The 20294-nt window shown below is 68.8% G+C and carries 18 protein-coding genes; 10 read left to right on the top strand and 8 right to left on the bottom strand.

All coding sequences use genetic code 11. From position 1 onward, the window contains the following. Nucleotides 1-27: 27 nt before the first annotated feature. Together AC6CHX_RS15800 and AC6CHX_RS15795 are read right to left on the bottom strand one after the other, a co-directional pair. Nucleotides 28-237: a methyltransferase gene (locus AC6CHX_RS15800; protein WP_136041584.1), complete on the bottom strand. Its 210-nt coding sequence runs from the start codon at nucleotides 235-237 to the stop codon at nucleotides 28-30. Between the two features lie 125 nt (nucleotides 238-362). Beyond that, a complete protein-coding gene (locus AC6CHX_RS15795; RefSeq protein ID WP_498273580.1) occupies nucleotides 363-1409 on the bottom strand; it encodes an LLM class flavin-dependent oxidoreductase in 1047 nt (348 codons plus the stop codon). 160 nt (nucleotides 1410-1569) lie between these two features. Between AC6CHX_RS15795 and AC6CHX_RS15790 the strand changes: the two genes are divergently transcribed. Then, entirely contained in the window at nucleotides 1570-3300 is a 1731-nt protein-coding gene (locus tag AC6CHX_RS15790) for a cation:proton antiporter (protein WP_498273579.1), read from the top strand. Between the two features lie 140 nt (nucleotides 3301-3440). On the opposite strand, the gene AC6CHX_RS15785 is transcribed toward AC6CHX_RS15790, so the two are convergent. From AC6CHX_RS15785 to AC6CHX_RS15765, 5 genes are all read right to left on the bottom strand, one after another. Next, nucleotides 3441-4865, bottom strand: a complete 1425-nt coding sequence (locus AC6CHX_RS15785; protein ID WP_498273578.1) for a dicarboxylate/amino acid:cation symporter — start codon at nucleotides 4863-4865, stop codon at nucleotides 3441-3443. Between the two features lie 211 nt (nucleotides 4866-5076). After that, nucleotides 5077-5313: a helix-turn-helix domain-containing protein gene (locus tag AC6CHX_RS15780; RefSeq protein WP_136041587.1), complete on the bottom strand. Its 237-nt coding sequence runs from the start codon at nucleotides 5311-5313 to the stop codon at nucleotides 5077-5079. Next, on the bottom strand, nucleotides 5310-6083 hold the full coding sequence (locus AC6CHX_RS15775; protein WP_498273577.1) for a hypothetical protein: 774 nt from the start codon (nucleotides 6081-6083) through the stop codon (nucleotides 5310-5312). The genes AC6CHX_RS15780 and AC6CHX_RS15775 overlap by 4 nt, the downstream gene beginning before the upstream one ends. Beyond that, nucleotides 6083-6730, bottom strand: a complete 648-nt coding sequence (locus AC6CHX_RS15770; protein WP_498273576.1) for a hypothetical protein — start codon at nucleotides 6728-6730, stop codon at nucleotides 6083-6085. The genes AC6CHX_RS15775 and AC6CHX_RS15770 overlap by 1 nt, the downstream gene beginning before the upstream one ends. Further along, nucleotides 6730-7347: a hypothetical protein gene (locus tag AC6CHX_RS15765; protein WP_498273575.1), complete on the bottom strand. Its 618-nt coding sequence runs from the start codon at nucleotides 7345-7347 to the stop codon at nucleotides 6730-6732. Before AC6CHX_RS15765 ends, AC6CHX_RS15770 begins: the two co-directional genes overlap by 1 nt. Nucleotides 7348-7525: 178 nt before the next feature. On the opposite strand from AC6CHX_RS15765, the gene AC6CHX_RS15760 reads away from it, so the two are divergent. The 4 genes from AC6CHX_RS15760 to AC6CHX_RS15745 all read left to right on the top strand — a co-directional run bounded on the left by AC6CHX_RS15760 (nucleotide 7526) and on the right by AC6CHX_RS15745 (nucleotide 12255). Next, complete coding sequence (locus AC6CHX_RS15760; RefSeq protein ID WP_498273574.1) at nucleotides 7526-10060, top strand: ATP-dependent Clp protease ATP-binding subunit; 2535 nt, start codon at nucleotides 7526-7528, stop codon at nucleotides 10058-10060. Between the two features lie 222 nt (nucleotides 10061-10282). Continuing rightward, nucleotides 10283-10783, top strand: coding sequence for an amino-acid N-acetyltransferase (locus tag AC6CHX_RS15755; RefSeq protein ID WP_029262444.1), 501 nt, complete (start codon nucleotides 10283-10285; stop codon nucleotides 10781-10783). A 65-nt stretch (nucleotides 10784-10848) separates the two neighbouring features. Then, complete coding sequence (locus AC6CHX_RS15750; protein ID WP_498273573.1) at nucleotides 10849-11490, top strand: hypothetical protein; 642 nt, start codon at nucleotides 10849-10851, stop codon at nucleotides 11488-11490. Between the two features lie 354 nt (nucleotides 11491-11844). Further along, nucleotides 11845-12255 (top strand): dehydrogenase, encoded by a 411-nt coding sequence (locus AC6CHX_RS15745; protein ID WP_498273572.1) that lies wholly within the window; start codon nucleotides 11845-11847, stop codon nucleotides 12253-12255. A 34-nt stretch (nucleotides 12256-12289) separates the two neighbouring features. Here the strand turns inward: AC6CHX_RS15745 and radA are convergent, their stop codons facing one another. Continuing rightward, a complete protein-coding gene (gene radA, locus AC6CHX_RS15740; protein WP_376101141.1) occupies nucleotides 12290-13657 on the bottom strand; it encodes a DNA repair protein RadA in 1368 nt (455 codons plus the stop codon). A gap of 100 nt (nucleotides 13658-13757) precedes the next feature. On the opposite strand from radA, the gene AC6CHX_RS15735 reads away from it, so the two are divergent. Genes AC6CHX_RS15735 through cydC form a run of 5 tightly spaced genes read left to right on the top strand, consistent with a single transcriptional unit; the run spans nucleotide 13758 to nucleotide 20271 of the window. Further along, on the top strand, nucleotides 13758-14474 hold the full coding sequence (locus AC6CHX_RS15735) for an ArsR family transcriptional regulator (RefSeq protein ID WP_498273571.1): 717 nt from the start codon (nucleotides 13758-13760) through the stop codon (nucleotides 14472-14474). After that, nucleotides 14461-15876 carry a cytochrome ubiquinol oxidase subunit I gene (locus AC6CHX_RS15730; protein ID WP_498273570.1) on the top strand — a complete coding sequence of 472 codons (1416 nt, stop codon included), beginning with the start codon at nucleotides 14461-14463 and terminating at the stop codon, nucleotides 15874-15876. Before AC6CHX_RS15735 ends, AC6CHX_RS15730 begins: the two co-directional genes overlap by 14 nt. Nucleotides 15877-15890: 14 nt before the next feature. Continuing rightward, entirely contained in the window at nucleotides 15891-16919 is a 1029-nt protein-coding gene (gene cydB / locus AC6CHX_RS15725) for a cytochrome d ubiquinol oxidase subunit II (RefSeq protein WP_136041596.1), read from the top strand. Beyond that, on the top strand, nucleotides 16916-18583 hold the full coding sequence (gene cydD, locus AC6CHX_RS15720) for a thiol reductant ABC exporter subunit CydD (RefSeq protein WP_498273569.1): 1668 nt from the start codon (nucleotides 16916-16918) through the stop codon (nucleotides 18581-18583). Before cydB ends, cydD begins: the two co-directional genes overlap by 4 nt. Further along, nucleotides 18580-20271: a thiol reductant ABC exporter subunit CydC gene (gene cydC, locus AC6CHX_RS15715; RefSeq protein WP_498273568.1), complete on the top strand. Its 1692-nt coding sequence runs from the start codon at nucleotides 18580-18582 to the stop codon at nucleotides 20269-20271. Before cydD ends, cydC begins: the two co-directional genes overlap by 4 nt. Nucleotides 20272-20294: the final 23 nt, after the last annotated feature.

Below are 20294 nucleotides of genomic sequence, written 5' to 3'. Positions count from 1 at the left end.
CCAGCACGGTCAGGCGGATGGCGCGGCTCAGTGCTCCTGGAAGCGCGGCCAATCGCTGCCCGGAGCCATGTGGGAGTGCAGGGCGCCCTTGGCCGAAGCGAGGTTCGGGTAGGTCCCGGTCACCTCATCCGAGCCGACCATCGTCACGGTGTAACCGGTGTCATCGTGGCGGATGCTGCCGACGACGCCGTTGCGGCCGTAGGCGACCCAGAGGGCGAGAGTCTTGGTGGTGCTCATCATCGAACTCCTTCTGCTGCTGCCGACAGTGCGATCGCCGAAGGGGCTGCGCCCCTGTCGACGGCACTGCTGGTGACGCTACGCCTGTGCCGGCGGGAAAGCCAGGGCTTGACAGGCGTGCGGGGTCAGCGGGGGAGTGCGGCGGCGATGAGCTCCAGCGTCTGCGCGCGACCGGTCGGTGCGTCGTTCGGCTCGGCGTCGTAGGCGCCGGCGACCGGAGAGAGCATGACCTCGTCGACGCCGTACCGTTCGGCGAAGGCGTTGATCTCCGCGGACACACTCTCACCCGTTCCGACGATCCACCGCGAGCGCGCCGCCTGCACGACCTCGTCGGTCGCGGCGTTCGTCTCGGCGGCGGCCGCCTGCTCGACGGTCTCGAGAGCGGCGAGCGGCTGGTTCAGGCGCAGTCGCGCCATCATGCGCAGCTGAGGCAGGGCGCGGGCCTCCGCCTCCTCCTGCGTGGGCGCGGCGACGGCGTTGACCGTGAGGAAGGTGCGCGGCTCCGGGTGCTCCTCGCTCGGCCGGTAGCCGGTTCGGTACAGGTCGAGCGCGCGCTCGAGGCCCTGCCCCGAGAAGTGGTTCGCGAAGACGTAGGGCAGACCGTGCGACGCAGCCAGCTGTGCGGAGTAGTCGCTCGAACCGAGCAGCCACACCTCGGGGGTGCCGGTCGCGGCCGGCGTCGCGCGCACGGTGTACTCGCCGCCCGAGGTGAACCGCAGCGCGGCGCCCTCGGCCGAGAGCAGCGCCGCGATGTCCTGCACGTGGCGGGGGAACTGCTCGACGTCGCTCGTGGTGCCCGAGCCGCGCAGCAGCTGGGTGATGACGGGGTCGCTGCCGGGGGCGCGGCCGAGGCCCAGGTCGATGCGTCCGGGTGCGATGGCCTCGAGGGCGGCGAACTGCTCGGCGACGATGAGCGGCGCGTGGTTCGGCAGCATCACACCGCCGGAGCCGAGGCGCATGCGGGAGGTGCGGGTGGCCGCTGCGGCGATCAGCACCGGGGGAGTGGTGGATGCCACCGACGGCATGTTGTGGTGCTCGGCGAACCAGTAGCGGCGGTAGCCGAGCCGGTCGGCGGTCTCGGCGAGGGACAGGGAGGCGGCGATGGCCTCGGCACTGGTCTGGCCGGTGCGAACCGGGACGAGGTCGAGGACGGAGAGGGCTGTATCGGACATCCTCTCCTGCAACACGCGGCGTGCCGCCTCCATTCCCCCTTGTCCCCCCGCCGAGACCCCGCTTTCCCGCCGAGACCCCGGGGTGTGGCTGCACGCGGCCCGGGGTTTCGGCGGCAGCCCGGGGTCTGGGCCGGCAAGTCGGCGGCGATACGCTTCCCTCATGGAAGCGGGTATCTTCTACGTCCTCGTCGGCTCGGTCGCGGTGGCGGCGTTCGCGCGCTCACGAGGGTGGCCGGCACCGCTGCTCGTGACGGTCGTCGCGCTCGCCGTCTCCTTCCTCCCGTTCGTTCCCGACATCGACATCGACGGGCACCTGCTCCTCAGCCTGGTGCTGCCACCGCTGCTGTACTCGGCCGCGCTGGACGTGTCCTTCGTCGGATTCAAGCGCAGCCTCCCGCAGATCCGCCGGCTCGGGATCTGGCTCGTGCTCATCACCGCCCTCGCCGTCGGCTTCGTGGCCTGGTGGATCTTCCCCGCGCTCACGCTTCCCGGCGCGCTGCTGCTCGGCGCGATCGTCGCCCCGCCCGACGCGGTGTCCGCCGCGGCGATCGGCCGCCGCCTCGGTCTGCCGCGCCGCATCATGACGGTCCTCTCGGGCGAGAGCCTCATCAACGACGCCACCTCTCTCACGCTGTACCGGGTGTTCGCGGCGATCCTGGCCGGGGCGACCGTCTCGGTCTGGGAGGGCATCGGGCAGTTCCTGCTCGCGGTCGCGATCGGCGTCGGTATCGGCCTCGTGTTCGGGATCGTCCTGCATCAACTGCGGATGCGCATCAGCGATGCGGTCGTGATCGGCACGTTCGGGCTCCTCGCTCCCTTCGGCGCCTACGCGATCGCCGAGCATCTGCTGGGTTCCGGGGTCCTCGCCGTCGTCGCGATGGGTCTCTACGTCGGCTACAACTCCCCGCGCACCGACTACACGACGCGCCAGCAGGAGAAGCCGCTCTGGCTGTCCGCCGACCTGCTGCTGGAGAGCTTCGTGTTCGCCTACATCGGACTGCAGTTCCCGCGGGTGCTTCGCGATCTCGGCAGCGAGTCGGTCGGGCACATCCTGCTGCTCTCGGGCGCCGTCCTGCTCGTGGTCCTGATCGTGCGACCTCTCTACATCTATCCGACGAGCGCCTGGGCGAACTTCCAGGACCGCCGAAGGCTCGCCCGCGTCGACCGCGGCATCCAGTCGGGGGATTTCGACGAGCGCCGCAAGCAGTCGAGGCGCTGGCGGCAGTACAGCACGGACGAGCTGCGCAGTCAGATCGTGCGCGAACGGATGGCCGGGCTGCAGCTCACCTGGAAGGACAGTGCCGTCATCTCCTGGGCAGGGATGCGCGGGGTCGTCACCCTCGCGATCGCGGTGGCCGCCGCCGACCTCGCGACGCTCGACACGGAGGCCTCGCATGCCATCGTCGTGGTCGCCTTCATCGTCACCGTCGGCACTCTCCTTCTGCAGGGGCTCACGCTGCCGCTGCTCATCCGCGGTCTCGGCATCGCCTGCGACGCCGATGAGAAGGAAGACGAAGAGGCGCTCGCCGAGGTTCGGGCGAAGAGCCGCGAGGCCGGCAAGGAGTTCCTCGCCGAGAAGCGCCGCGAGTGGGAGGCGAAGTACGGCGAGGTCGATCTGAGCGTCTTCGATGCGTTCACCAAGCGCATGACCCGCGTCGAGAAGGACACCGACGAGGCCCAGAAGGTGGAGGATGCCGCGAGCCGGCCGTCCTACGACGACCTCGTGGCCCTGACGAAGGGATGGCTGCAGGTGCGCCGCGAGATCCTCCTCGCTGAGCGAGACGCGGGCAATCTCGACGAAGAGGTGATGCGCGAACTCATCGCGGCGATGGATGCCGAGGAGCTCGCACTCGACACCCGCGGTGTCACGCGCCAGCCCGGCCGCGCCTGACCCGCACGCCCGCGTTTTCCCCAAACCCCCGCCTCGTTTGCCGAGCCACCCCTTTACGCGCGAACCGGCCCCTTGAATTCGCATTCAAGGGGCCGGTTCGTACTCAAGGGGGTGGCTCGCCCCACGAGGGGAGGGGGCGGTCAGCGCGCGCCGACCGGCTCCTTGTCCGAGGTGGCATCCGCCTCGGGAGCGTCGTCGTCTCCGGAGTCGTCGGCGAAGGGCAGGCCCTCGCGGGGAGCGTTGTAGAGCTCCTCGTTCAGGATGCCTTCGCGCTTGGCGACGATCGTCGGGATCAGTGCCTGACCCGCGACGTTGACCGCGGTGCGGCCCATGTCGAGGATCGGGTCGATCGCGAGCAGCAGTCCGACGCCCTCGAGCGGCAGGCCCAGGGTCGACAGCGTCAGGGTGAGCATGACGACCGCGCCGGTGGTGCCGGCGGTGGCGGCGGAGCCGACGACCGAGACGATCACGATCAGCAGGTACTGCACGAAGTTCAGCTCGATGCCGAAGAACTGCGCGACGAAGATCGCGGCGATGGCCGGGTAGATCGCGGCGCATCCGTCCATCTTCGTGGTTGCGCCCAGCGGCACGGCGAAGGAGGCGTAGGAGCGGGGGACGCCGAGGTTGCGCTCGGTGACGCGCTCCGTGAGCGGCAGCGTGCCGATCGAGGAACGGCTGACGAAGGCCAGCTGTACGGCGGGCCAGACGCCCGAGAAGTACTGCTTGATCGACAGGCCGTTGGTGCGCACCAGGATCGGGTACACGACGAACAGTACGAGCGCGAGGCCGATGTAGACCGCGGCGGCGAACCAGCCGAGGGAGGCGAGCTTCTCCCAGCCGTACTTGATCACGGCCGAGCCGATGAGGCCGAACGTGCCGAGCGGGGCGATGCGGATGATCCACCACAGCACGCGCTGGATGACCTTCAGCAGCGACTCGGTGAACACCAGGAAGGGCTCGGCCTTCTTGCCGGCTTTGAGCGCCGCGATGCCGATGACGGCAGCGACCACGATGACCTGCAGGATGTTGAAGCCGACGCTCGACGAGAACGTGCCGTCGGCTTCGCCGGGCGACGTGCTGACCGTGAGGCCGAGGAAGTTCTGCGGGATCAGGCCCAGCAGGAAGTTCCACCAGGTGCCGACGGTGTACGGTTCGCCGGTCTCGAGGCCCTCGCCGGCGCGGCTGCCGGGCTGGATCACGAGGCCGAGGACGATGCCGATGACCACGGCGATGAAGGCGGTGAACGCGAACCACAGGATGGTCTGCCCGGCCAGGCGTGCGGCGTTCTGCACCCGGCGCAGGTTCGAGATGCTCGCGACGATCGCGGTGAAGATCAACGGGACGACGGCGGCGCGCAGCAGCGTCACGTACGAGCTGCCGATCGTGTCGAGGGTGGCCGACAAGCCGTTCGGGTTCTCTGCCGTGGCCCCGAGCTGGCGGCCGATCAGACCGGCGGCGATGCCGAGGACGAGGGCGGCGAGGATCTGGAAGCCGAACGAGGTCAGCAGCTTCCGGACCGGCCCGCGGGTGTCAGGCGCCTTCTGGGCGCGTGCGGTGGTGCTCATGGGTGGGGACTCCAGAATCACGGCGCGCCGAGTGCGCGCCCTGAGGATCAACGCTATGTCTGCCTGGGAATTCCCTGGGCGGATGTGACGCCGGATGACGCTCGAGCCTGATTCCGCTCGGTGTAGCCGGCAGGCCTGCTTCCGGTCGCACTTCCTGCCGCCTGAACGCGCCACGAGCGGCAGGAACTGCGACCGGAACCGGGGTTCCCCGTCAGCGCGGCGCGAGCACCAGCAGGTCGCCGGGGGAGCAGTCGAGCGCCTCGCAGATCGCGCGCAGCGTCGAATAGCGGATGGCGCGGGCGCGGTCGTTCTTCAGCACCGACAGGTTCACGATGCTCACGCCCACGGTGGCGCTCAGCTCGGTCAGCGTCATCCCGCGGTCGGCGAGCAGCTCGTCGAGCCGGCAGTGGATGCCGGTGAGCTCGTCGTCGCTCTCGGCCGGGGTCACACCAGGCCCTCCGTATCCTTCTGCAGGCGCTCGGTCTCCTGCTGCAGGCGAGCCCGGTCCTGTTCGAGGCGCATGCCCTGGCGGAAGACGGCGGCGAGGGCGATGAGCGCGAGCGCGGCCCCGAAGGGGAGAGGGGTGACGGTGAGTTGATAGGCCGAGGGGTACCACTCGCTGTCGGGCGGGAACACCTCGCGCAGCCCGGCGGTCGCGGCGATGCCGCCCAGCAGGTCGGCCGCGATGCCGAACACGAGCACCGCGATGGCACCGCCTACGAGAGCCCGCGTGACGGTGCGCGAGAACACGCGCCCGCGCAGCGTGTGAAAGCAGATGACCGCGAGGATCACGGCGGGCATGGTCGTCAGAGCCACCGTGCTCAGCTGGGCCGCCGCGGCGAGCAGCCGGAGCCCGAGGGACGCGTTCCCGACGGTGAACTCCGAGAGCGGTTCGCTGCCACACATGAGCATCGTCGTCGCGCTGTCGCCGAATTCGGAGCAGGGCAGGTTCGCGGGCCAGTCCAGGTATACGTACGTCTGCCCGTCGAGCTCGGCCCAGTCGACCGTGAACGCCTTGATGATGTAGGTCACGGCACTCAAGATCCCCAGCAGGATCCACCATCCCGAGAGGGTGAGCGCGGCGTCGAGCGCGACCGTACGGCTGCCGCGGCGGCGGCTGTTCCACACGACGACCGCGACGATCAGGGCGATCACGCCGAGACCGATGCCGATGTAGAGCAGGGACTGCCCGAGCTCATCCGATCCGAAGCTGAGCATCAGACGAGTCCTTCCGTTTCCTTCTCGAGCGCCGCCTTCTCGTGCTGCAGGCGGATGCCGCGGCGGAACGCGACCGCGACCAGGCCGACGGTCACCCCGGCGGCGAAGAACGGCGCGATCGTCCAGAACTCGATCGGATGCACCGGTTCCCCCTCGCCGAGACCGAGGGCGGCGGTCACGCCGTTGCGTCCCATCGTCTCCAGGATCACGATCAGGATCGGCGCTCCCACGAGCGTCCAGCCGATGATGTTGAACGCCCGGACGTTCGTGCGCACGAAGAACCGGCCGCGCAGGAAGTTCCAGGCGACTAAGGTCACGCTGGCGATGACCAGGAGCGCCGCGAGCGCCCACAGCGCGATGGCGGCGACGATCGCGACGATCGACACCGTGTCCACGCCGCTCGTGATGACCATCGCCTCGTCGGCGAACCCTTCGATCGAGATGACGCCCGAGTCGGTCGTCGCCGAGATCGGCTGCTGGTCGATCGGGATCGTCCAGGCGATCCCCGTCTCGCGGAACGTGCTCGCGACGCGGAGGATCGTGGCGAACGCGACCGTGACCAGCGCCGCGGCGGCGTAGAGGATCACGGTGATGGCGTCCGCCGTCTCCGATCGGGTGGCCCTGCTGGTCGTGTTCGTCGCGGTCATCAGACGAGTCCTTCCGTCTCGCGCTGCAGTCGATCGCCGACCACGAAGGCTGTGCCGATGATCGCGATCACGAACGCCGCCAGGATGAAGGTGAAGGGCTCGACGCTGATGACGGCGTTGTGGATGGAGTTGTCGATCTCGGATGCGACGGTGGCGTTGGCGAGCATGTTGTCGAAGAACTGCACGGCCGCGTAGCCGAACAGGCCGCTCAGCCCGGCCACCATCACGAGCCGGGTGTTGCGGCGGCTGAACACGATGCCGGAGAGGATGCTGCGCGCGAGCAAAAGGAGGCAGCCGATCACGAGGACGATCGTGACGATCTGGAGGATCTGCCCGATGACGCCCGTCGTGACGGCGATCGGGGGCAGCGCCGATGCGTTGATGGCCGCGCGATCGAGCTCCAGGGTGATGTCGGCGCCGCCCGCTCCGAGCGGTACCTCGACAGGCTGGTCCACGAATTCGACCATCACCGGAACCGACGCTCCCCCGAGCAGGGTCAGGATGCGGATGAGGGAGAAGATCGTGATGTACGCCGCGATCGCGGCTCCGGCGAGGCAGAAGGCGATGAGCGCGCCGGTGTCGCCACGCGACAGGGTGTCCTGTTTCGGCGAGGTCATGAGTGCTCCTTATCCATGGTCGTTGTTATCGACTGTCGTTAACATAACGACTGTCGATAACTCGGTCAACCCCCGGTATGCCCACGGCGAACACGGGCATACCGGCCCTGCGTGGTGGTTACTCTCGATGTACAAGCGCTTCACGCGTCTTCGCCCCGTGCGAATAAGGAGTCACAGCATGTTCGAGAGATTCACGGACCGAGCCCGTCGAGTGGTCGTCCTCGCCCAAGAAGAGGCGAAGATGCTCAACCACAACTACATCGGGACCGAGCACATCCTGCTCGGCCTCATCCACGAGGGTGAAGGCGTCGCCGCCAAGGCCCTCGAGAGCCTCGGCATCTCCCTCGACGCCGTGCGCGAGCAGGTGCAGGACATCATCGGCCAGGGCCAGCAGCAGCCGACCGGGCACATCCCGTTCACGCCGCGCGCCAAGAAGGTGCTCGAGCTCAGCCTCCGCGAGGCTCTGCAGCTCGGCCACAACTACATCGGCACCGAGCACATCCTGCTCGGCCTCATCCGTGAGGGCGAGGGCGTCGCCGCTCAGGTGCTCGTCAAGCTCGGCGCCGACCTCAACAAGGTCCGCCAGCAGGTCATCCAGCTGCTCTCCGGAGCCCCTGGACGCGAGCCGGCATCCGTCGGCGCGCAGACCAACGACTCGCCGGCCGGCACCCAGGGTGGTTCCGCGGTGCTCGACCAGTTCGGTCGCAACCTCACCCAGGCTGCGCGCGACAACAAGCTCGACCCGGTGATCGGGCGCGAGAAGGAGGCGGAGCGGGTCATGCAGATCCTCTCCCGCCGTTCCAAGAACAACCCCGTCCTGATCGGCGAGCCCGGCGTCGGAAAGACCGCCGTCGTCGAGGGCCTCGCCCAGGCGATCGTCAAGGGCGATGTGCCCGAGACGCTGAAGGACAAGCAGCTCTACTCGCTCGACCTCGGCTCGCTCATCGCCGGTTCCCGCTACCGCGGTGACTTCGAGGAGCGCCTGAAGAAGGTCACCAAGGAGATCCGCACGCGCGGCGACATCATCGTCTTCATCGACGAGATCCACACCCTCGTGGGTGCGGGTGCCGCCGAGGGTGCGATCGACGCGGCCAGCATCCTGAAGCCGCTGCTCGCCCGTGGTGAGCTGCAGACGATCGGTGCCACCACGCTCGACGAGTACCGCAAGCACTTCGAGAAGGATGCCGCGCTCGAGCGCCGCTTCCAGCCGGTGCAGGTCAACGAGCCGACGCTGCCGCATGCGATCAACATCCTCAAGGGACTGCGCGACCGCTACGAGGCGCACCACAAGGTGCAGATCACCGACGGTGCCATCGTGGCCGCGGCGAATCTCGCCGACCGCTACGTCTCCGACCGGTTCCTCCCGGACAAGGCCATCGACCTGATCGACGAGGCCGGCGCACGCCTGCGTCTGTCGATCCTGTCGAGCCCGCCCGAGCTGCGCGAGTTCGACGAGAAGATCGCCGCCGTGCGCGAGCAGAAGGAGATCGCCTCCGAGGAGCAGGACTTCGAGAAGGCCGCCTCCCTCCGCGACGAGGAGAAGAGCCTGCTCGCCGAGCGTCTGCGTCTCGAGAAGCAGTGGCGTGCGGGCGATGTCGCGACCTCCGCGGTCGTCGACGAGGGACTGATCGCCGAGGTGCTCGCGCAGGCCACCGGCATCCCCGTCTTCAAGCTCACGGAAGAGGAGTCCAGCCGGCTCGTCTTCATGGAGAAGGCTCTGCACCAGCGTGTCATCGGTCAGGAAGAGGCGATCGCCGCCCTCTCCAAGACGATCCGTCGCCAGCGTGCCGGCCTCAAGGACCCGAAGCGCCCCTCCGGCTCGTTCATCTTCGCCGGCCCCACGGGTGTCGGAAAGACCGAGCTCGCCAAGGCGCTCGCCGAGTTCCTGTTCGACGACGAAGCAGCTCTCATCTCGCTCGACATGAGCGAGTTCGGTGAGAAGCACACCGTCTCGCGTCTGTTCGGTGCCCCTCCCGGATTCGTCGGATTCGAAGAGGGCGGTCAGCTCACCGAGAAGGTGCGCCGCAAGCCGTTCAGCGTGGTGCTGTTCGACGAGATCGAGAAGGCCCACCCCGACATCTTCAACTCGCTGCTGCAGATCCTCGAAGAGGGTCGGCTCACCGACGGCCAGGGTCGGATCGTGGACTTCAAGAACACGGTCATCATCATGACCACCAACCTCGGTGCACGCGACATCGCGGGTGGTCCCGTCGGCTTCCAGATCGAGGGCAACGACTCGACCAGCTACGACCGGATGAAGGGCAAGGTGAACGAAGAGCTCAAGCGGCACTTCAAGCCCGAGTTCCTCAACCGTGTCGACGACATCATCGTGTTCCCGCAGCTGTCGAAGAGCGAGCTGGTGCAGATCGTCGATCTGTTCACCAAGCGCCTCGGCGAGCGGCTGCTGGACCGCGACATGACGATCGAGCTGTCGCAGTCCGCCAAGGAGCGTCTCATCGAGATCGGCTTCGACCCGGCGCTCGGCGCCCGACCGCTGCGTCGCGCGATGCAGCACGAGGTCGAGGACCGTCTGTCGGAGAAGATCCTGCACGGCGAGCTCAACTCCGGTGACCACGTGAAGGTCGATGCGAAGGACGGGGAGTTCCTGTTCGAGCACGGTCCGCGCGACGGCGGCCCCGTCGCGGTCGGCGTCAACACCGGCGGCGGCGCGATCGCCGGCACCCCCGACCTGGCGGTCGCCAGCGGGGAGTGACCTCCGGCTGAATCACGAAAGGGGCGGATGCTGCGGCATCCGCCCCTTTCCTGTGTCCGGCGCAGGACGGCACAACTTCGGAGATCGCGCACGCCGCGCCGTCCTCCGGCGCGGGGTCCCGGCGTGTCGTCGCGGATCTCCGAAGTTGTGTCGCGCGGGGAGGATCTCCGAAACTGTGCGCATCTGGGAACGGCTCGGAGTCGCGGGTTCTAGGGTGGATGCGTGAGCGAGTACATCGTCCGGCCGGCGCGCAGCGCCGACATCGTCGGCATCCGCAACCTGCTGCAGCCCCTCGTCGAGCAGCGCATCCTGCTCGGCAAAGATCTGGCGGTGCTCTATGGCGCCGTGCAGGAGTTCGTCGTCGCCGAGGCCGATGGCGTGCTGATCGGATGCGGCGCGCTGCATGTGTTCTGGGAGGACCTCGGCGAGGTGCGCACCCTGCTCGTGCAGGACGACTGGCTCCACCACGGTGTCGGGCGGGCCATCGTCGACCGGCTCGAGGAGAACGCACGCACGCTCGGGCTGTCGCGCCTGTTCTGCCTCACCTTCGAGGTCGAGTTCTTCAGCCGCCGCGGCTTCACGCCGATCGGCGAACAGGTCGTCGACCCCGACGTGTACTCCCAGCTGCTGCGCAGCGGCGACGCGGGTGTCGAGGAGTTCCTCGATCTCGCTCACGTCAAGCCGAACACGCTCGGCAACACGCGCATGCTCAAGGTGCTCTGAGGGCACAGGCCAGCCCCCCGCCCGGCCTCCCAGGCTGCACGGGCAGGATCGCTTAACCTGGAACCATGCCCCGTCGTTCCGCTGCCGTCTATCGTCGTCGGCGACTGGTCGTGGTGATCGGGCTCATTCTGTTCGTCGCTGCCGTCGGCGTCGGGATCTGGCTCCTGATCGCGAAGCCCTGGGCCGCCGCGGATGCCTCTCCGAAGCCGACCTCCTCGTCGTCGGAGACGCCCACGACGACTCCGACCGATTCGGAGTCGCCGTCGCCGAGTCCTTCCGCGGAGCAGACGCCGGCGATCGTGGCGTGCGAGGCGAAAGACGTCGAGGTCACAGCCGTCACCGACGCGGAGACCTACCCGGCGGGTGTCCTGCCGAAGCTCTCCATCTCGCTCACCAACAAGGGCACGAAGGACTGCACGCTCGACGTCGGCTCGACGACGCAGGTCTTCACGATCTCCAGTGGCGCCGACGTCTGGTGGCGGTCCACGGACTGCCAGGAGAACCCGAGCAGCATGATCGCCACGCTCACCGCCGGCACGACGGTCACCAGCAAGGACCCGGTGACCTGGGATCGCACCCGCTCCAGCGTCGAGACCTGTGACCAGGAGAACCGCCAGCGCGCTCCAGGCGGGGGAGCCTCGTACCACGTCGAGGTGTCGATCGGCGGGTTCACGAGCGTGACGACCACGCAGATCCTCCTCTACTGACCTGCACGGAATCCGTAGTTCGCAGTTCGAAGCGATCGGCCCGCGGCGCCTTCGAAATGCGTCGCACTGAGCGGTTTCCCGTGCGGAAAGACGCGACCTGGTGAACGTTGGCCGTCTGAGGCAGACAGGTGCGGATCTTTGGGATACCATTGAGGTGACTCTCCGCATCATGCGGCATCATGCCATCCCCAGTGGCGTCGAACTACAGCGTCCCCAGCGCTTCGACACCGCCGCTCCGAGAGTCCGAGGGCCCTCTCGAGTACCCCAGTCCCCAATGGAGGACTCGAGAGGGCCCCAATCGTCTCCGCCGCTGATTCCGCGCGCGGCGCCTCGGCGCCTGCCTAAGCTGGATGCATGGCAGCGAAGAAGGCGAAACCCGGGAAGAAGAAGCCCGCCCCCGAAGACTTCCGGTCGGAGGCTTTGGCTCTGGCCCTCGAGAAGCAGGACGTCGCAGCGGTCGCCCTCGCCCTCCGCAACGGCACCACGGTCGTGCCGCTGATCAAGCCGGGAGCCCGCGACAATCCGCTCGACAGCGGCGAGGTGTGGACCTACCGCGACGCGAACACCGGCGACCTCGCGCTGCTGCTGTTCAGCGACGCGAAGAACAAGCCGGCGAACCTCCCGCCCGGCGTGGGCATCTACTCGGCCGACTGGCTGCGACGATTCCTGGCGGCGCACCCGATCACGACCGTGTTCCTCGACATCGCGGGCCCGCACCCGATGCAGGCGGACCCGACCGAGCTGCTCAAGGCGCTCGACGCCTGACGCACTCCGACACGGGTGCTGATCGAAGGATCGATCAGAACGGCGGGATGTCGCGATCGGAACGGCGCGATGTGTTGCGTGCGCGCACATCTCCGAGCGCGGCGCGCAGGGTCTTCGACCGGTCGTCGACGACCTGGTCGTAGCCGAGTCGGGCGGCCTCTGATCGACGCTGCGCCGCCTGGGTGACCGGACGGATCTCGCCCGCGAGGCTGAGCTCGCCCACGGCGGCGACGGTGCGCGGCACCGAGATCTGCTGAATCGAGCCGGCCACCGCGATGGCGATCGCGAGGTCGGCGGCCGGTTCGGTGAAGCGCACGCCGCCCACCGTCGACACGTAGACGTCGAGGGTGCTCGTCTTGATGTTCGCGCGCCGCTCGAGAATGGCCAGCACCATGGCCACGCGGGAGGAGTCGACCCCGTGCACGATGCGGCGGGGGTTGGGGGCGTTGCTCGGAACGGTGAGTGCCTGCACCTCGACCGGCAGCGCGCGACGCCCCTCGAGCGAGATCGCCACGCAGGTGCCCGGTTCGGTGGCTCCCTGCGAGAGGAAGAGGCCCGAGGGGTCGGGGACCTCAGCGATCCCATCGCCCGTCATCTCGAAGCAGCCGACCTCGTCGGTCGGGCCGAAGCGGTTCTTGAGCGCGCGGATGAAGCGCAGCGACGTCTGCCGGTCTCCCTCGAAGTGGCACACCACGTCGACCAGGTGCTCGAGCACGCGGGGGCCGGCGACCTGGCCGTCTTTCGTCACGTGACCCACGATGATGATCGGTAGATCGCGATCCTTCGCGATGCGGATCAGGGTCGCCGCGACCTCGCGCACCTGACTCGGCTGCCCGGCGGCGCCGTCGATCAGCGACGACGAGACGGTCTGCACCGAGTCGACGATGACGAGCTGCGGCTTCACCTCGTCGATGTGGCCGAGGATCGTCGCCAGGTCGGTCTCGCTCGCCAGGTACAGCTCGTCGTGCAGGGCGCCGGTGCGTTCGGCGCGAAGCCGCACCTGACCCGGAGACTCCTCGGCGCTCGCGTAGAGGACGCGGCGCCCGCCGCGAGCCGCCTGCGCCGCGACCTCGAGCAGCAGGGTCGATTTGCCGACGCCCGGCTCGCCGCTGAGCAGGATGGCGGCTCCGGGAACGATCCCGCCACCGAGCACCCGGTCGAACTCGCCGACACCGCTCGAGCGCCGCGGAGCATCCTGCGTCGTGATCTGGGTGATCGGTCGCGCAGCGCGATCCGCTGTCGGAGCGACGGGCCCCACGCGTCGGAGGATGCCGGTCTGCGCCGCCTGTTCCTGCACGGTGCCCCACTGCTGGCATTCACCGCAACGGCCCACCCACTTCGCGGTGGTCCACCCGCATTCCGTGCACACGTAGGCTGGGGGAGCGGGTTTTCGGGTGGCCATGCCCCCAGGCTATCGCCGGGATCGGACATCCCTATCGACCAGGTGTTTATTCACGGCCGGGCACCGGTGCGCGAATCCAATATCGCGGGATACTGGGATCATGGCCAACGGCGGGTCCGTTTGCGGGCCGATATCGAGCTACTCCCGGGTGCAGATCCTGCATCTGCTCTTCGAAGCGGGAAGCTCGACGGGGCGTGCGGAACTCACGATCGCGGAACTGTGCGCAGCCACGGATCTGCATCCCAACACCGTCCGTGAGCACCTGCAGCGCCTGATCGAAGGCGGCCACGTCATCCCGACGGTCGAGCACCGCACGACGCGAGGGCGGCCGCGCACCCTCTACCGGGCAGCCACAGGCGCGCCGGGGGCGTCGAGCCCGGTGGCGCGCGACAAGGCCAAGGCGGCCGCACGCCGCGGAGACCTGATGCGCAGCATGATCCCCGACGCGGGGTCGGACCTCGGCCGCGAGGCCACCTATCAGCTCGATGCGCTGGTCGAGCACCTGGAGGAGAGCGGCTTCGAACCCGTGGTCGACGACGGCAGCCTCACCGTCGACCTCAGCCCGTGCCCGCACGCGGCCAGTCGTTCCGAGGACCGCCCGATGCTGTGCCGCGTGCATCTCGAACTCATGCAGAGCGTGCTGAACGAGGCCGGCGGACCACTCGAAGCCGAGTGCGTCCACGACGCCGTCCTCGCTTCGGACTGCACCGTCCAGCTGCGCGACGCCACGGCGCGGCCGGCCGAGGGAACGACGCTACGGCGTCACGGCGCGGGGCAACGGCCTCACAGAACAGGAGTAGCGCATGGAATGGCTTGATCCGCTCGCTCTCGCCCGATGGCAATTCGGGCTGACGACCGTCTATCACTACCTGTTCGTGCCGCTGACGATCGGCATGGCCCTGGTGGCCGCGATCTTCCAGACCGCCTGGGTGCGCACCGGCAAGGTGCAGTACCTGCACCTGACCCGCTTCTTCGGCAAGATCTTCCTGATCAACTTCGCCATGGGTGTCGTCACGGGCATCGTGCAGGAGTTCCAGTTCGGGATGAACTGGTCCGACTACTCCCGCTTCGTCGGCGACGTGTTCGGCGCCCCGCTCGCGTTCGAGGGCCTGCTGGCCTTCTTCTTCGAGGCGACCTTCATCGGACTGTGGATCTTCGGTTGGGACAAGCTCCCGCAGAAGCTGCACCTCGCCACGATCTGGTGCGTCTCGATCGGCAGCATCCTCTCGGCGTACTTCATCATCGCGGCCAACGCGTTCATGCAGAACCCGGTCGGCTACACGTTCAACGAGGCGACGAACCGCGCCGAGCTGACGGACTTCTGGGCGCTGCTGACCAACCCCGTCGCGCTCGCCGCGTTCCCGCACACGATCTTCGGTGCGTTCATGTTCGCGGCCGGTGTCGTGATCTCGGTCTCGGCCTGGCACCTCTCGCGCGGTCAGCACTTCGACACCATGCGCATCTCGCTCAAGTTCGGCCTGTGGGCGATGATCGTCTCCACCGCCGGGGTCGTGCTCACGGGCGACCAGCTCGGACTCGCGATGTATGCCGCGCAGCCGATGAAGATGGCGGCAGCGGAGGCGACCTTCAACACGGTCTGCGGGCCGGACGCCTCGTTCAGCCTCTTCACCCTGGGCACGCCGGACGGCAGCTCCGAACTGTTCTCCATCCGCGTCCCGTACCTGCTGTCGCTGCTGTCGACGCACACCCTCGACGCGTGTGTGCACGGCATCAACGACCTGAACGCCGAGTACGCCCAGACATACGCCGCCACGGGGCTGACGGAATTCGCCCCGGTCCTGTGGATCACGTACTGGGCGTTCCGCTGGATGATCGGCCTGGGCATCGCCGCCGCGCTCGTCGCGGTCGCCGGCCTGTGGCTCACCCGCAAGGGCGCCAAGAAGCCGCCGACGCAGTGGATGTGGAAGCTCGCGATCTGGTCGTTCCCGCTCGCGCTGGCCGCCAACATCATGGGCTGGGTCTTCACCGAGATGGGCAGGCAGCCCTGGATCGTGTTCGGGTTGATGACGACCCAGGACGGTGTCTCGCCCGGCGTCAGCGGCCTCGAGGTGCTGATCTCGCTGATCTCGTTCACGGCGATCTACGCGGCGCTCGCCGTCGTCGAGGTCCGCCTCATCATCCGGGCCGCGCAGAAGGGACCGGACACCGACGAGCAACCGCACGAGGAGACGGCCCAGCTGCCGTCGGTCGTCTACTGAGAGGGAGGAGCATCATGGATCTCGCAACACTCTGGTTCTTCATCGTCGCCTTCTTCTTCGTGGGCTACTTCGTGCTCGACGGGTTCGACTTCGGTGTCGGCATGTCGCTGCCGTTCCTCGGCAAGGACGACGTCTCGCGCCGGCAGGTCATCAACACGATCGGTCCGGTCTGGGATCTCAACGAGACCTGGGTCATCGTCGCCGGCGCCGTGCTGTTCGCGTCGTTCCCCGAGTGGTACGCCACGCTGTTCAGTGGCTTCTACCTGCCGCTGCTGCTGATCCTGCTCGCGCTGATCCTGCGCGGCGTCTCGTTCGAGTATCGGCATCAGCGTGAGAGCAAGAAGTGGAAGGCCGGCTTCGACAGGATGATCGTGATCGGCTCGGTCGTCCCGGCGCTGCTGTGGGGCGTCGCCTTCGGCAACATCGTGCAGGGTGTGGCGATCGACGAGAACCACATCTACGTCGGCGGCTTCTTCGCGCTGCTCAACCCGTATGCCCTGCTGGTCGGCGTCACCACGCTGCTGCTGTTCTTCCTGCACGGTGTGCTGTTCGTCGCACTCAAGACCGACGGTCAGGTGCACGAGGATGCGCGGCGCCTCGCGAAGCGAGCTGCCATCCCGACGATCCTCGTCGCGGCGGCCACCGTGATCTGGACGGTCGCGATCGCGATGGGACGCGAGGCTCCGCTGCTCTGGCTCGTCATCGGTGCCGGCGCGCTCGCCGCAGTCAGCCTCATCGCGGCCGTCGGGTTCTCGCTCGTCCGGCGTGACGGCTGGGCGTTCTTCTCCGGGATGCTCACGGTGCTGTTCGCCGTGGTCATGCTGTTCTGCGCCCTCTTCCCGTTCGTGATGCCGTCGACGATCGACCCGGCCTACAGCCTCACGATCGCCAACGCCTCCAGCACTCCGTATACGCTGCAGATCATGAGCTGGACCGCCCTGATCGCGATGCCGCTCGTGCTCGCCTACCAGGCGTGGACCTATTGGGTGTTCCGCAAGCGTGTCACCCGGAAATCCATCGAGGGGGCTCCGGCGCACGCGTGAAACCCGTCGACCCGAGACTGCTGCGATACGCGCGTGCCGCGAGGGGGTTCCTCGCGGCATCCGCGTTGATCGGCGTCGTCCAGACCGCGGTCGTGGTCGTCTTCGCCTGGCTGCTGACGGATGCCGTCACCGGGGCGATCGCGGGGCGCGACGTCACGGCATCGCTGCTCTGGCTGCTGGCCACGGCGCTGCTGCGCGGACTGCTGATCGCCGCATCGGATGCCGCGGGCACGCGCGCGGCCGCGAAGACCGGGATGCAGCTGCGCTCGGCCCTGATCTCGGCGGTCGGTCGACTGGGACCGGGCTGGCTCGCGCAGCGGAACCAGACCGAGCTCGCCGTCACCGCGGGGCATGGGCTGGAGGCACTCGACGCGTATTTCGCGCGGTACATCCCGCAGCTCGTGCTGACCGTGATCGCGACGCCGGTCCTCGTCGCGGTGATGTGGTGGCAGGACTGGCCGAGCGGGCTCACCGCGATCATCACCCTGCCGCTCATCCCGCTGTTCCTCATCCTGATCGGGATGGCGACCCGCACCGTGCAGACGCGGCAGTGGCAGACGCTGCAGCTTCTCGCCGCGCGCTTCGCGGACACGGTGCAGGGGCTGTCGACGCTGCGGCTGTTCGGGCGTGACCGCCGTGCGGCCGACCGCATCGAGGTCACGGCCGACGAATACCGCCGCGAGACCATGAAGGTGCTGCGGTTCTCCTTCCTGTCCGGCTTCGCGATGGAGTTGCTGGCCTCGCTCGCGGTCGCGCTGATCGCGGTGTCGGTCGGGTTCCGTCTGCTGTCGGGCGATCTGACGCTCGAAGTCGGGCTGTTCGTGCTGCTGCTCGCGCCCGAGGCATTCCTGCCGATCCGACAGGTGGGGGTGCAGTTCCACGCGGCCGCCGAGGGGGTTGCGGCGACCGAAGACGTGTTCGAGGTGCTCGACGCGGCGCGGGCTCGGGTACAGATGCAGGACGTTTCCACGGATGCAGGAGGAATCGCCGGCAATGCGCCCGGCATCCGTGAATCGGTCCTGCAAGTGGGACCGGCGGATGCGGCGAAACCGGGAGACCTTGTGGTCGAAGGGCTGCGCGTGCGGGAGCTGCCGCCCGTGTCGTTCGCGGCCGAGCCGGGAACGATCACCCTGATCGAGGGGCTGAGCGGGGCGGGCAAGTCGTCGCTGCTCGCGGCGCTTCGTGGCGCGGCCGACTTCGACGGCGCGGCCGCGTTCGGCGGGCACGACATCCGCGGGCTCTCCCCGGCCGCGTGGCTCGCCTGGGCCGGACAGACTCCGGGGCTGATGCGGGGGACCGTGGCGGAGAACGTCGCCCTCGGAGACCCGGAACCGGATGCCGACCGCATCCGCGAGACCCTCGACGCCGCGTGCGCCGAGGGCATCGACCCCGCCCTCCAGCTCGGCGTACAGGGCAGCGGCCTGTCGGGAGGTCAGGCGCAGCGGGTCGCGGTCGCCCGGGCGCTGTATCGCCAGGCCTCCGACCCGCGCCGGGTGCTCGCGCTCGATGAGCCCTCGAGTGCTCTCGACCCCGAGACCGAGGCCCGGCTCTGGCGGTCGCTGCGCGATCGAGCGGATGCCGGCGCGATGGTCCTCCTGGTCTCGCACCGTCGCACGGCGCGGGAGATCGCCGACCACGTGGTGACGCTGGGGGTGAACGCATGACCGCGCGCCGCCCTGAACCAGACACCCTGCACTCGCGCAGCGACCGCATCCGCGACGTCCTGAAGCTCGCGCAGCCGCCGATCGGACGCTTCCTCCCCGGACTGGTCTGGGGTGTGCTGTCGGCCGCCGCCGCGGTGAGCCTGCTGGCGGTGAGTGGCTGGCTGATTGTGAGCGCCTCCATCGTGGACTCGCTCGTGCCGCTGTCGATCGCGGTCGTCGGCGTGCGGTTCTTCGCGGTGTCCCGTGCGGTCACCCGGTACCTCGAGCGCCTCAGCGGACATGATGCGGCGCTGCGACAGCTCGCCTCGACACGTGCCGACATGGTGCGTCGGCTGACCCCGCTCTCTCCGGCCGGTCTCGGCACGATGGATCGCGGACGGATGCTCACCGCGCTCGTGGACGACGTCGAGAACCTGCAGAACCTGCCCCTGCGCGTGGTGCAGCCGCTCGGGGTCGCCGCGCTCGTGGCGGTCGGGGCCGTCGGTTTCATCGCGTTCGTCTCGCCGCCGGCAGCCCTCACGCTGGCGGTCTGCCTGTTGATCGCGGCGGCCGCGGCGATCGGACTCGGCTGGGTGTTCGGCTCGCGCGCCGAAGCCCTCGTGTCCGTGCGACGGGCCGAGCTCTCGGCCGCGCTCGTCGATTACTTCGGCAGCCTCGACGTGCTCCTGGCCTACGGTGCGGAGGAGCAGGCACGCGAGCGGATCGCAGCGGCGGACGCGGGCCTGCGACGCGTCGTCGACCGTGCCTCGCTGGCTCAGGCCATCGCGGCGGGCGTCGTGTCCGCGGTCGCCGGGGCGGCATCCGTCTGGGCTCTCTTCGCCGCTGCGCCCGGGCTCGCCGACGGCTCGATCGACGGACCGTGGTTGGCCGTGGCGGTCCTCGTGCCGATGGTGGTGTTCGAGATCTTCGGCGCGGTTCCGGTGGCTGCGGCTTCGTGGCGGAGCGTCCGTTCGAGCGCGGAACGCATCGTCGACGCGCTGCCGGAGCGGATGCCGGACGAGCTCCGACCCGACGCCGGCGACGATATCGAGCTCGACGGCACGCCGACGATCCGGATGCGCGGGGTCCGTGCGGACTGGCCCGGTGGTGCTCCCGCGCTGACGGGTGTCGACCTCGATCTGCAGCCGGGGGAGAGGGTGCTGGTGGCGGGACCGAGCGGGGCGGGCAAGAGCTCGCTCGCGGCTGCCCTCGTCGGCTTCCTCCGCGTGGAGGGCGACTACCTGGTCGACGGGCGGGATGCGGCGGGGCTGTCCGGGCCGGCGCTGCGACGCGTGATCGGCCTGTGCGAGCAGAGCCCCCAACTGTTCGACGAGGACATCCGCCAGAACCTGCTCTTCGCCCGCGACACGGCGACCGACGACGAGCTGTACGCCGTGCTCGACCGGGTCGGCCTCGGGGAGTGGGCCCGGGAGCGCGGTGGCCTCGATGCCAGGGTCGGCGACCGTGGCGCGCTCGTGTCGGGTGGTCAGGCGCAGCGCATCGCCCTCGCCCGCGCGCTGCTGCGCGGCTTCCCCGTGCTGGTCCTCGACGAGCCGACGGCGGGCGTGGATCCCGACGCATCGGACGCCCTGCTGCGCGACCTGCTCGAGGCGGCGGGGGAGCAGTCGGTGCTGCTCATCTCGCACGTGGCGCCGCCCGCAGGAACGGTCGACCGCGTGGTGCGGCTCGACGGAGGGCGCACGCGCTGAGGCGCGTTCGAGCAGGCGCTCGG

The sequence above is a fragment of the Microbacterium sp. GQ128 genome (assembly GCF_059758615.1).
The sequence above is the reverse complement of the archived record's forward strand: the minus strand, read 5'-3'. Positions and strand labels throughout refer to the sequence as shown.

Coding starts and splice junctions, on each gene's coding strand:
- AC6CHX_RS15800 (WP_136041584.1), bottom strand. CDS start 237: ATGAGCACCACCAAGACTCTCGCCCTCTGGGTCGCCTACGGCCGCAAC.
- AC6CHX_RS15795 (WP_498273580.1), bottom strand. CDS start 1,409: ATGTCCGATACAGCCCTCTCCGTCCTCGACCTCGTCCCGGTTCGCACC.
- AC6CHX_RS15790 (WP_498273579.1), top strand. CDS start 1,570: ATGGAAGCGGGTATCTTCTACGTCCTCGTCGGCTCGGTCGCGGTGGCG.
- AC6CHX_RS15785 (WP_498273578.1), bottom strand. CDS start 4,865: ATGAGCACCACCGCACGCGCCCAGAAGGCGCCTGACACCCGCGGGCCG.
- AC6CHX_RS15775 (WP_498273577.1), bottom strand. CDS start 6,083: ATGCTCAGCTTCGGATCGGATGAGCTCGGGCAGTCCCTGCTCTACATC.
- AC6CHX_RS15770 (WP_498273576.1), bottom strand. CDS start 6,730: ATGACCGCGACGAACACGACCAGCAGGGCCACCCGATCGGAGACGGCG.
- AC6CHX_RS15765 (WP_498273575.1), bottom strand. CDS start 7,347: ATGACCTCGCCGAAACAGGACACCCTGTCGCGTGGCGACACCGGCGCG.
- AC6CHX_RS15760 (WP_498273574.1), top strand. CDS start 7,526: ATGTTCGAGAGATTCACGGACCGAGCCCGTCGAGTGGTCGTCCTCGCC.
- AC6CHX_RS15750 (WP_498273573.1), top strand. CDS start 10,849: ATGCCCCGTCGTTCCGCTGCCGTCTATCGTCGTCGGCGACTGGTCGTG.
- AC6CHX_RS15745 (WP_498273572.1), top strand. CDS start 11,845: ATGGCAGCGAAGAAGGCGAAACCCGGGAAGAAGAAGCCCGCCCCCGAA.
- radA (WP_376101141.1), bottom strand. CDS start 13,657: ATGGCCACCCGAAAACCCGCTCCCCCAGCCTACGTGTGCACGGAATGC.
- AC6CHX_RS15735 (WP_498273571.1), top strand. CDS start 13,758: ATGGCCAACGGCGGGTCCGTTTGCGGGCCGATATCGAGCTACTCCCGG.
- AC6CHX_RS15730 (WP_498273570.1), top strand. CDS start 14,461: ATGGAATGGCTTGATCCGCTCGCTCTCGCCCGATGGCAATTCGGGCTG.
- cydB (WP_136041596.1), top strand. CDS start 15,891: ATGGATCTCGCAACACTCTGGTTCTTCATCGTCGCCTTCTTCTTCGTG.
- cydC (WP_498273568.1), top strand. CDS start 18,580: ATGACCGCGCGCCGCCCTGAACCAGACACCCTGCACTCGCGCAGCGAC.